We start from the raw sequence: 10,345 nt of genomic DNA, 5'->3' as shown, positions 1-10,345 counted from the left end.
CTCCGGAACGAGGTCGCGGGGGGAGCGGCCTCCCGGCGGACGGCCGGGGCCCCTATTCTGCCTTCTCTGGCGCCATTGAGGAACGACGTTGCGCGCCGGGCGTCAGCGGCCGGTGGACCCGAAGCCTCCGTCACCCCGGGAAGTCACGTCCAGCACCTCCACCTCCCGAAGCGCCGTGGAGGTGACCGGTGCCACGACCAGCTGGGCCACCCGGTCCCCGCGCCGCAGCGTGAAGGGGGTGTTCGACAGGTTGACGAGCAGCACCTGCACCTCGCCCCGGTAGTCCGCATCCACCGTCCCGGGGGAGTTCAGGCACGTCACCCCGTGGCGCAGCGCCAGCCCCGAGCGGGGCCGCACCTGGCCCTCGAACCCCGGGGGGAGCGCGAACGCCAGCCCCGTGGGCACCGCCATCCGCTCCAGGGGCTGCAACACCCGCTCCCCGTCGATGTCGGCCCGCAGGTCCAACCCGGCGGCGTGCTCCGTCTCATAGCGGGGCAAGGGCAGCGGGTCCGGATGAGCGCGCACCCGGCGGACGGGAACGGTCAGCGAGGGGTCCATACCCCTGGCTGTACCACGCGTCCCGGCCCCGCTCGACTTCCTGACCCGACGCCACGGGTCGCCACGGGGTCGGCCGGCAAGCCCCCTCACAGCTCCGTCGCGCCGTCCGCCACGCGCAGTGCGGTGCGGAACCCGAACGGGTCCACGGGCCGCGCGGCCAGCTCCAGCTGGTAGTGCAGGTGCGGCCCGGTGGAGCGACCGGTGCTTCCCGACAGCGCGATGGCCTGCCCCTTCTCCACGCGCGTGCCCGCCTTCACCAGCAGCTCCGAGTTGTGGCAGTACGCCGTCGTCACGCCCCGCCCGTGGTCCAGCACCAGCACGCGGCCGTTCACGGAGTCCTCGCTCGCGCGGCGCACCACGCCCGCCGCCACCGCGGACACCTGCGTGCCCGTGCGCACCGACAGGTCCACGCCCGTGTGCATCCGGCGCGTGCGCAGCGTCGGGTGCGTGCGGTAGCCGAAGGGGCTCGTCACGGGCGCGCTCTCCGCCACCGGCCACCCGAGCATCAACGCCGTCGACAGCGCCAGCGCCTGCGCCGCCCCCACGGACGAGCCCTCGAAGCCCGGCGGAAGCTGCCGGGCCAGCCGCTCCAGCGTGAGCCCCCCACCCTCCGCGCCCACCCGCTCCAGCGCGAAGCGCGCGGGCACCCGCCCGGCGAACACCGCCGTCACCCGCGCCTCCTCCGACGGAAAGTCCGCGGCCAGCGCGTCCAACAGACGCCGGGTCGCCGCCGGCCCCCGCCCCGCATCCAACAGCGTCTCCGGAGCGATGCCCACCTCACGCGCCAGGGCCAGCGCGGGCTCGCGCGCCTTCGGATCCAGGCCCTTCAGCGCCGAGTGCGTCCCCCACGCCAGGGCCTCCACGCTCGTGGGCACGCGCGTGAGCATGGAGGCCGGCAGCGCGTTTGGCGTGGGCATCGCCGTGCCGCTCACCCCGTCGTAGTACGCCAGCAGCGGCCGCGCCGTGGTGCGCGTGTGGAAGGCCCACGCCCCCGTGCGCCGCACCAGCGCGCCCGCGGGCGTGTGGTGGTACGCGCACCACACGCACAAGAGCGCGAAGGTGAAGTCCAACAGTCCCCGGGCGCGTCGAGCGAACATGCGTCACCCCTCAGCGCAGGAAGGACAGCACCGGCGCGGCGTCCCACACCGCGGCCAGCCCGAGGGGAGCCACCAGCACGCAGCCCAACAGCCCGCGCGTCCACGCCCTCCGGGGCCCCACCGCCGCGCACGCCGCGTCCGCGTGCTGGAGGTTTCTCAGCACCGCGCGCCAGCCCAGCGACACGCTCACGCCGCACAGCGCCGCCACCGCCAGCCCCCGCGCGGACAGGTCCGCCACGGTGTCGCCGAACAGCGGCCGCCACGACAGGTACACCGTCCCCTGGACGAGCCGCGCCACCGTGCACGCCCCCGCCAGGACCACGCCCGCCGTGGCCAGGGGCCGCACCCACCGCATCGGCGTGGGCCGCCGCAGGCAGCGCTGGAGGAGCGCCTTCCACGACGAAGGCGCGGACGGCTCCGACGACAGCGCAGTCACCGCGCGCCAGGCCTCCGTGGGCGCGGGGGCCGCCACCTCGCGGTAGCCCAGCGCGGGCAACGCCAGGAGCAGGTCCGCCGCCAGCTCCCACGCCAGCGTCAGTGCGCGCGCCAGCCGGGTGCGCGTCTCCAGCGACACCCAGTCCACCAGGGACGCGGTCGCCGGGTACTGGCCCACGAACCCGTCGAACGCGGAGTCCAGCCGGTCCACCGCCGTGAGCAACCGGTCATCCAGCGTGTCCGCCGCCGCGTGCACGCCTACCGCCACCAGCGCCAGCAGGCCCAGGGGCATGAACGCCCAGCGGAACGCGCCCAGGAAGCGGGAGACGTCCGTGAGGAAGCTGCTCGACGGGGCTTCGGAGCTGGCGGGACGGGACGGCATGGACGCCTCCAGGGCGGTCCCCCATCAACGCGGGAAGCGCCCGGAAGGATTTAAACCACCGCCCCCCGCAACGAAAACGCCCCGACCCTTCGCCCGGAGGCGAAAGGAACGGGGCGTCAGCGCGACGCTTCAGCCTGGATCAGGCCTTCGCGTCGGGCGTGGCCTCGGCGGCCGCGGCCGGAGGAGGCGCGCCCTGGGCGGCGGTGCGCTCGGCCATGGCCTCCTTGCGGGACAGGCGGATCTTGCCCGTCTTGTCGATGCTGACGACCTTCACCAGCACCTCGTCGCCCTCGCTCAGCACGTCGGACACGGCCTTGACGCGCTTGTCGGACAGCTCGGAGATGTGGATGAGGCCGTCGGTGCCCGGGAACAGCTCCACGAAGGCGCCGAACTCGGCGATCTTCCGCACCGTGCCCGTGTAGATCTTCCCGATCTCCGCCTCACGCGTGAGCGCCTGGATCATCGCGATGGCGGCCTTCACGGCCTCGCCGTTCGCGCTCGCGATGTCCACGCGGCCCGTGTCCTCGATGTTGATGGCCGCGCCCGTGCGCGCGATGATGTCCTTGATCACCTTGCCGCCCGGCCCGATGACGTTCTTGATGAACTCGGGACGGATCTGGATGGTGGTGATGCGCGGCGCGAACTGGCTGATCTCCTTGCGAGGCGCGTTCAGCGTCTTCGCCATCTCCGCCAGGATGTGCACGCGGCCCTGACGCGCCTGCTCCAGCGCGCGGCTCATGATCTCCGTGGTGAGGCCGGTGATCTTGATGTCCATCTGGATGGACGTGATGCCCTTGGACGTGCCGCAGACCTTGAAGTCCATGTCGCCCAGGTGATCCTCGTCACCGAGGATGTCGGAGAGGATGGCGATCTTCTCGCCTTCCTTCACGAGGCCCATGGCGATGCCGGCCACCGGAGCCTTGATGGGGACGCCCGCGTCCATCAGCGCCAGCGTGCCACCGCACACGGAGGCCATGGACGAGGAGCCGTTGGACTCCAGGATTTCCGACACCAGCCGCACCGTGTACGGGAAGTTCTCGCCCGCCGGCAGCATGTTGCGCAGCGCGCGCTCCGCCAGCGCGCCGTGGCCAATCTCACGACGGCCGGGGCCGCGCAGGGGCTTGGTCTCGTTCACGCTGAAGGGCGGGAAGTTGTAGTGCAGCAGGAAGCGCTTGAAGGCCTGGCCGCTCAGCAACTCCAGCCGCTGCTCGTCCTCGCTGGTGCCCAGCGTGGCCACCACGAGCGCCTGCGTCTCTCCACGGGTGAACACCGCGCTGCCGTGCGCGCGGGGCAGCACGCCCACCTCGTTGGTGATGGTGCGCACCACGTCGTGGCCGCGGTCGCCGATGCGGCCACCGTTCACGGTGAGCTCACGCATGTGGTCGTACTTCAGGTCCTCCACCACCTGCTTGGCGTGCTTCTCCACCGTGGGGGTGAACTCCGCGCCCATCTTCTCCTTGAGGGCCGCGAGCGCCGCCTTCTTCGCCTTGGAGAGCGACTCGTAACGCGCGCCCTTCTCCTTGATGGCGTAGCCGGCCTTGACGCCGTCCATGGCCAGGGCGCGCACCTGGGTGCGCAGCCCCTCGTCGATGGCGGCCGGCTTGTCGTAGGAGCGCACCTGCTTCTTCAGCTCCGCGCGCATCTCGTCCTGGAGGTCCAGGGCGGGCTTGGCCGCAGTGCGGCCGAACTCCAGCGCGGCCACCATGTCCGCCTCGCTGACCTCCTCCGCGCCGCCCTCCACCATCACGATGGCCTCGCGGCTCACCGCCATGACGAGGTCCAGGTCGCTCTGCTCACGCTGCTTCGCGGTGGGGTTGGCGACGAACTGGCCACCCACGCGGCCCACGCGAACGCCCGCGATGGGGCCGTTGAACGGGATGTCCGACACCCACAGCGCCGCGGAGGCGCCGGTGAGACCGTGGATGTCGCCCTCGTTGTCCGGGTCGGAGGAGATGACGCTGACGATGACCTGCGTCTCGTAGGCGTAGCCTTCCGGGAACAGCGGACGGCAGGAGCGGTCAATCAGACGGCTCGTCAGCGTCTCCTTCTCCGTCAGCCGGCCCTCGCGCTTGAAGAAGCTGCCCGGGATGCGGCCCGCCGAGTACAGCCTCTCCTGGTACTCCACCGTGAGGGGCAGGAAGTCGATGTCCTTCTTCTCCCGCGCGCTCACCGCCGTGACGAGCAGCATGGTGTCGCCATAGCGGACCACCACGGCGCCGTCGGCCTGCTTGGCCAGGCGGCCCGTCTCGATGCTCAGCTCGCTCTCACCAATCTTGACGCTCTTCTTCAACATGTGTGTGGCCTCTGTGCCTGCTTCGCGTGCGAGGACCCTTGGCGGCCGCGGCCGGCCCGCGTGAACGGGGCCGGGCCGCCCGACAGGGGCCCTCTGGGAATGAGCGGTCGCCAGGGCCTTGAAGCAGGCACGTGCCAGACCACCGCTGCCTGTACTGCGGAAATGGGCTCCGTTGCGGAGCGCCGGAGGGATGACTCGGACCTCTTGATCCCTGATCACACCCGCCCACCCGTTGCTTCAGGTCGGCCGGTCTGAACGGAAACCAAAAGAGCCCGTCTCCACCCTTCCCTTGCTCGCCCTTCACCCACGCCCGCGCTTCTTGAACACTTCCAACAACTCCCGCCCCCTGGCCCATGCAACACCCGGCGGCGGGAAAAACGTGCTGCACAAACGCGCGGGGCGCTGGTGTGTGCCAGCGCCCCGGGTGCTGCGAGTGCCTACTTGCGGATGCCGAGGCTCTCGATGAGCTTCTTGTAGCGCGCCACGTCCTTGGACTTGAGGTAGTCCAGCAGACGGCGGCGCTGACCGACCAGCTTCAGCAGACCGCGCCGGGAGTGGTGGTCCTTCTTGTGGGTCTTGAAGTGCTCGGTGAGCATGTTGATGCGCTCGGACAGCAGCGCCACCTGCACCTCGGGCGAGCCCGTGTCGGACTCGTGGGTGCGGAACTTCGAGACCAGCTCGCTCTTGCGATCCTGATGCAGCGACATGGGGCTTCTTCCTGAATCCCGCTCCGGGGTGACTGCTCGTGCCGCCTGGGTCCGCGGAGGGGTACAGACCCGGCCATTGTCCTTCTAACGAGCGGGCCGCTTATAAGCTTCACCCCCCGTAGGGTCAACCTTCGCCGACGGCCCGTCCGCCCCTCGGCGGCCTGGACAGTGCGAAGACATACAACCGGCAGCCGCCCGGAAGTCCCCCGGTCCCTGAAGCCAGCTCCCGCGCCGTCGCCGCGTCCATGGCCACGTGCAGGTACAGGCCGCCCGGCTCGCCGCCGTCGCCCGCCAGCAGCTGCCGCGTGCGCGGGTACAGCCGCAGGAGCGCCTCCACCACGTCGCCAATGCCCGCGGCGGCCGGGACGCCCAGCGCCAGCTCGCGCCGCCCGTCGAAGGCGCCGCGCAGGCCCGGAGCGACGCTCACGGAGATGTCATGGTTCCGGGTGGCCACTCAGACGAACACCCGCAGATAGCGCAGCCGCCCGCCCACCACCTCGGCCATGGCGAGCAGCGCGTCGTCCGGGCCCAGCACGCGCACCTTGCCCGGCAGCGGAGAAACCTCCACCGGAACGCCATGCGACACCCGCCGGGCGTCCTCCGCGTTCACCCGCACCGACGGCAGCTCCGTCAGCGCTTCCCCCAGCGACACCAGCCGCCCGGCCACGACGTCGCGCGACAGCGACGCCAGGTCCCCCAGCGGCAGCGCGCGCGCCAGGGTGAAGGGGCCGCTCGCGGTGCGCCGCAGGGCCTCCAGGTGCGCCCCACAGCCCAGCGCGCGGCCCAGGTCGAACGCGAGCGTGCGCACGTAGAAGCCCTTGGAGCAGCGCACCGACAGCGTCAGCCGGTCCGCGGAGAAGTCGCGCAGCACCAGCTCGTGCACCGTCACGGTGCGGCTGGCCCGCTCCACTTCCTCGCCCGCACGCGCCAGCTCATAGAGCCGCTTCCCGGCGATCTTCACCGCCGAGTACATGGGCGGCACCTGTTCAAAGGTGCCCCGGAAGGGTGCGAGCGCCGACTCCAGCAGCTGCGCCGTCAGGGGCGGCACCGGGGCCTCCGCCGTCGGCTTGCCCTGGGCATCCTGGGTGTCCGTCTCGATGCCCAGGCGCACCACGGCGTCGTAGGCCTTGTCGCCTTCCGTGATGTAGCCCGCCACCTTGGTGGCTTCACCCAGGCACACCGGCAGCACCCCGGTGGCCATCGGGTCGAGCGTGCCCGTGTGGCCCGCCTTCTTCACCTTGAGCAGGGTGCGCACTTGGCGGACCACGTCGAAGGACGTGGGGCCCAGCGGCTTGTCGATGACGAGGACGCCGTCCATGAAGGGGGTTCTACCAACCTTCCTTGCCGCGCACCTCCCGCAGGAGCCGGTCGATCTTGTCGCCCTCTCCCACGGAGGCATCGAACGCGAAGAAGATCTCCGGCGACACGCGCAGCTGGACCACGGAGGTCACCTCGCGGCGCACGAAGCCCTTGGCCGCGTCCAGGCCCTTCTGGGTGTCCGCCTTCTCCTGGTCGGTGCCCAGCATCGAATAGAAGACCTTCGCCACGCGCAAGTCGGGCGACACCTTCACGCCGGTGATGGTGATGAAGCCGATGCGCGGGTCGCGCAGTTCGCCGCGCGTCAGCAGGGCGCCAATGGCCGCCTGGATTTCCTGCCCCACGCGCTCGGGTCGTGAATGCGTCGTCATTTCTTCTCCCAATCTCGCGGGTTGCGCAGTGCCCGGGCCCTGGCCCGCGCGTCGTCCAGCGACAGATTTCCACCTTCAGCAGGGGGCCGGGAAGTCCCCGGGCCAGCACCCTCGTGCCGCTCCTCCCAGGAGCCCAACCCCTCGGCCTCCGCGAGCGACCGGTCGCTGCGCAGGAAGCGCGCGATGGCCGCCTCCGAGTGCGCGTTCGCGGCCTCGGGGGACAGGTCGACCTCCCCGTCCAGTTCGTCCTCCGGCACCTTCGCCGGAGCGCGGAACATGCCCGCCCCACTGTCGGAATAGAGCCGGTCGCCAAAGGCCAGGATCTCCGTCTCCCGGGCCATCAGCGGCGCGACGTACATCTCTTCGATGAAGTGGATGATCTTCTCCAGCTGCTCATCCACGTGGCGGCGCTCGTTGCCCACCACCGCCAGCGCGACCGACGCCTTCTGCCAGAGGTCCTGGTCAGCCACCTCGGCGACGGCCACGTTGAAGCGGGCCTTCACCCGGTCCGTCACCCGGCGGAGCACCTGGCGCTTGGACTTCAGCGAGGCGCTCTCCGGAATCTGGAGGGTCAGGCGTGCGACACCCACGAACATAAAGGTTCCCCAGGCCGGCAGCGGCGCAACGCGTCATCCGCGCGCGCCGACCGCCGGCACAGCGTCATTCCCCCGGAGAAGGTGGGGCCTTCCCGGGGGTCCGTCGAGTGCGAACCGCGAGACTCAGGACAGGCTCTGCCGGGTCTCCTCGATCTCGTAGGCCTCGATGATGTCGCCGGCCTTGAGGTCGTTGAAGTTCTCGATGCCGATACCGCACTCGAAGCCCTGCGCGACCTCCTTGACGTCGTCCTTGAAGCGGCGGAGCGACGCCATCTTGCCGGAGAAGAGCTGCTTGTTCTCGCGCATGAGGCGCACGAACGAGCCGCGCTTGATGACGCCGTCCAGGACGGCCGCACCGGCGATGGTGCCCAGCTTGGGCACGTTGAAGGTGTTGCGCACTTCCGCACGGCCCAGCTTGCGCTCGGTGCGGATGGGCTCCAGGAGGCCCTCCATCTCCAGCCGAACCCCGTCGATGAGCTCGTAGATGATGGAGTAGCTCTGCAGCGTGACCTGCTGCGCCTTGGCCGCGGCCTCGGCACCGGACTCCGGCTTGACGTTGAAGCCCAGCACGACGCCCTTGGAAGCAGCGGCGCGCATGACGTCCGTCTCGGTGACGGCGCCCACGCCCGCGTCGATGATGACCACCCGCACCTTGTGCGTGGTGAGCTTCTCCACCGCCTGGCGCACCGCCTCCGCGGAGCCCTGCACGTCCGCCTTGATGACGACGCGCAGTTCCTTGGGACCGCCGCCCGCCTTCGTCTTGGCGAAGAGCTGCTCCAGGGACTCGCGGCTGACCTTGCTGAGCTCGGACTGACGCTCCTTCATGCCGCGGTGGTCGGCGATCTGCTTGGCCGCCTTCTCGTCCGCCACCACGTTGATGGCGTCACCCGCGGTGGGCACACCGGACAGACCGATGACCTCCGCGCAGTAGCCCGGCTTCACTTCCTTCACGGACTCGCCGCGGCTGTTGTTCATCGCGCGGACACGGCCGTAATGCGTTCCGGTGACGATGGCGTCGCCCAGCTTGAGCGTGCCCTCCTGCACCAGCACCGTGGCGACGGGGCCACGGCCGCGGTCCAGCTTCGCCTCGACGATGGCGCCCACGGACGGACGGGACGGGTTGGACGTCAGCTCCAACACCTCCGCCTGCAGCGCCAGGTTCTCCAGGAGGAGGTCCAGGTTCTGCTTCGTCTTCGCGGAGACGGGCACCATGATGGTGTCGCCGCCCCACTCTTCCGGGACCAGTTCGTGCGCGGCCAGGTCCTTCTTCACGCGGTCCAGGTTCGCGCCCGGCACGTCGATCTTGTTGATGGCGACGACGATGGGCACTTCCGCCAGCTTCGCGTGCTTGATGGCCTCGATGGTCTGGGGCATCACGCCGTCGTCCGCGGCCACCACGAGCACCACGATGTCCGTCACGTTGGCGCCACGGGCGCGCATGGACGTGAAGGCCTCGTGACCCGGCGTGTCCAGGAACGTGACGTCGCCTCGCGCGGTGGTCACGCTGTAGGCGCCGATGTGCTGGGTGATGCCGCCCGCCTCGCCCGCGGCCACGCTGGCCTGACGGATGGCGTCCAGGAGGCTCGTCTTGCCGTGGTCGACGTGGCCCATGATGGTGACCACCGGCGGACGGGGACGCTCGTCCTCCGCCTTGGCGGTGACCTCCGGGAGGTAGTCCTCCACCTCGAAGCCCACGCGCTCCACCTTCCAGTGGTAGTCGGTCGCGATGAGCTCCGCGGTGTCGGCGTCCAGGATCTGGTTCGCCGTCGCCATCTTCTGCATGGCCATCAGCTTCTTGATGAGTTCCGTGGTGCGCACACCCATGCGCTGGCCCAGGTCGGACACGCTGATGCCCTCCTGCAGCTTGATGACCTTCTTCTCCTCGGCCATCTGGGTGATCTGCGTCTTGGCGCCCTTCTTCGTGGGCTTGCGCTTCTTGCCACGGATGGGGATGGCGATCCGGCCCCAGACCATGTCGGACAGTTCCTGCTTCGACACGCTGGTCGTCTCAGGACCCGTGCGCTTGCGCTGGCCGCGCTCCTTGTTCTTGGAGACGTCCACCAGCTCACGGCCGCGACCCAGGTGATCCGGGACGACCTTGTACTCGCGCTTCTCGGTGCCGAGCGCCGTGCGGCCCGGGGCCATGGGGTACTGCTTGGCCTGGGTCGTGGTCGGCGTGACGCGGCGGACCTGGATGAGCGGACGCGAGATGACCACGGCCTGGGTGGCCGTGGGACGCGCCTGGGCGCCCGGCGTGGGGGCGACCTGGGCGTGCGGAACACCGCCCACCATGATGGTCGGACCGCTCGGCTGCACCGGAGCCCCCGCGGCGCCCGGAGGCGGCGAGGACGGACGCACCGGACCCGTCTGGCCCGGACGCGCCTGCATGGGCGCTCCCGGACGGCTCTGCATCGGCGGCCCACCCGGGCGGCCCTGCATGGGCGCGCCAGGACGGCTGCCCGGTCCACCCGGCCCACCCGGACGGCTGCCCGGCCCACCGGGGCCACCCGGACGGCTGCCCGGAGGACCACCAGGGCGTCCACCCGTGGAGCCCGGACGCTGCACGTAGCCGGGACCGCGGGAGATGAC

The 10,345-nt window shown here is 70.7% G+C and carries 10 protein-coding genes; all 10 read right to left on the bottom strand.

Annotated features, from left to right (window positions below; translation table 11 throughout):
- Positions 1–102: 102 nt before the first annotated feature.
- On the bottom strand, positions 103–558 hold the full coding sequence (gene dut, locus D7V97_RS13095; RefSeq protein ID WP_120610960.1) for a dUTP diphosphatase: 456 nt from the start codon (positions 556–558) through the stop codon (positions 103–105).
- Positions 559–644: 86 nt separating this feature from the next.
- Positions 645–1,655 carry a M23 family metallopeptidase gene (locus D7V97_RS13090; RefSeq protein WP_120610959.1) on the bottom strand — a complete coding sequence of 337 codons (1,011 nt, stop codon included), beginning with the start codon at positions 1,653–1,655 and terminating at the stop codon, positions 645–647.
- 10 nt (positions 1,656–1,665) lie between these two features.
- Positions 1,666–2,472 (bottom strand): hypothetical protein, encoded by an 807-nt coding sequence (locus tag D7V97_RS13085; protein WP_120610958.1) that lies wholly within the window; start codon positions 2,470–2,472, stop codon positions 1,666–1,668.
- Positions 2,473–2,611: 139 nt separating this feature from the next.
- Positions 2,612–4,765: a polyribonucleotide nucleotidyltransferase gene (gene pnp, locus D7V97_RS13080; protein ID WP_120610957.1), complete on the bottom strand. Its 2,154-nt coding sequence runs from the start codon at positions 4,763–4,765 to the stop codon at positions 2,612–2,614.
- Between the two features lie 437 nt (positions 4,766–5,202).
- Positions 5,203–5,472, bottom strand: coding sequence for a 30S ribosomal protein S15 (gene rpsO, locus D7V97_RS13075; RefSeq protein ID WP_120536218.1), 270 nt, complete (start codon positions 5,470–5,472; stop codon positions 5,203–5,205).
- A gap of 124 nt (positions 5,473–5,596) precedes the next feature.
- Positions 5,597–5,926, bottom strand: coding sequence for a hypothetical protein (locus tag D7V97_RS13070; protein ID WP_120610956.1), 330 nt, complete (start codon positions 5,924–5,926; stop codon positions 5,597–5,599).
- Positions 5,927–6,790 carry a tRNA pseudouridine(55) synthase TruB gene (gene truB / locus D7V97_RS13065; RefSeq protein WP_120610955.1) on the bottom strand — a complete coding sequence of 288 codons (864 nt, stop codon included), beginning with the start codon at positions 6,788–6,790 and terminating at the stop codon, positions 5,927–5,929.
- Between the two features lie 10 nt (positions 6,791–6,800).
- Positions 6,801–7,160, bottom strand: coding sequence for a 30S ribosome-binding factor RbfA (rbfA, locus tag D7V97_RS13060; protein ID WP_120610954.1), 360 nt, complete (start codon positions 7,158–7,160; stop codon positions 6,801–6,803).
- Positions 7,157–7,756, bottom strand: coding sequence for a DUF503 domain-containing protein (locus tag D7V97_RS13055; RefSeq protein ID WP_120610953.1), 600 nt, complete (start codon positions 7,754–7,756; stop codon positions 7,157–7,159). Before D7V97_RS13055 ends, rbfA begins: the two co-directional genes overlap by 4 nt.
- A gap of 123 nt (positions 7,757–7,879) precedes the next feature.
- Positions 7,880–10,345: translation initiation factor IF-2 (gene infB / locus D7V97_RS13050; RefSeq protein WP_233582735.1), on the bottom strand; the 2,466-nt coding region annotated here is incomplete at its 5' end.

The sequence above is a fragment of the Corallococcus sp. CA053C genome, from assembly GCF_003611675.1.
GTDB lineage: Bacteria > Myxococcota > Myxococcia > Myxococcales > Myxococcaceae > Corallococcus.
Note: the sequence above shows the minus strand (reverse complement) of the source record. Positions and strands in the feature narration are given on the sequence as shown.

Bases quoted from the DNA above. Each gene is read 5' to 3' on its own strand.
- pnp (WP_120610957.1), bottom strand. From the start codon at position 4,765: ATGTTGAAGAAGAGCGTCAAGATTGGTGAGAGCGAGCTGAGCATCGAG.
- D7V97_RS13085 (WP_120610958.1), bottom strand. From the start codon at position 2,472: ATGCCGTCCCGTCCCGCCAGCTCCGAAGCCCCGTCGAGCAGCTTCCTC.
- D7V97_RS13055 (WP_120610953.1), bottom strand. From the start codon at position 7,756: ATGTTCGTGGGTGTCGCACGCCTGACCCTCCAGATTCCGGAGAGCGCC.
- truB (WP_120610955.1), bottom strand. From the start codon at position 6,790: ATGGACGGCGTCCTCGTCATCGACAAGCCGCTGGGCCCCACGTCCTTC.
- D7V97_RS13090 (WP_120610959.1), bottom strand. From the start codon at position 1,655: ATGTTCGCTCGACGCGCCCGGGGACTGTTGGACTTCACCTTCGCGCTC.
- rbfA (WP_120610954.1), bottom strand. From the start codon at position 7,160: ATGACGACGCATTCACGACCCGAGCGCGTGGGGCAGGAAATCCAGGCG.
- rpsO (WP_120536218.1), bottom strand. From the start codon at position 5,472: ATGTCGCTGCATCAGGATCGCAAGAGCGAGCTGGTCTCGAAGTTCCGC.
- dut (WP_120610960.1), bottom strand. From the start codon at position 558: ATGGACCCCTCGCTGACCGTTCCCGTCCGCCGGGTGCGCGCTCATCCG.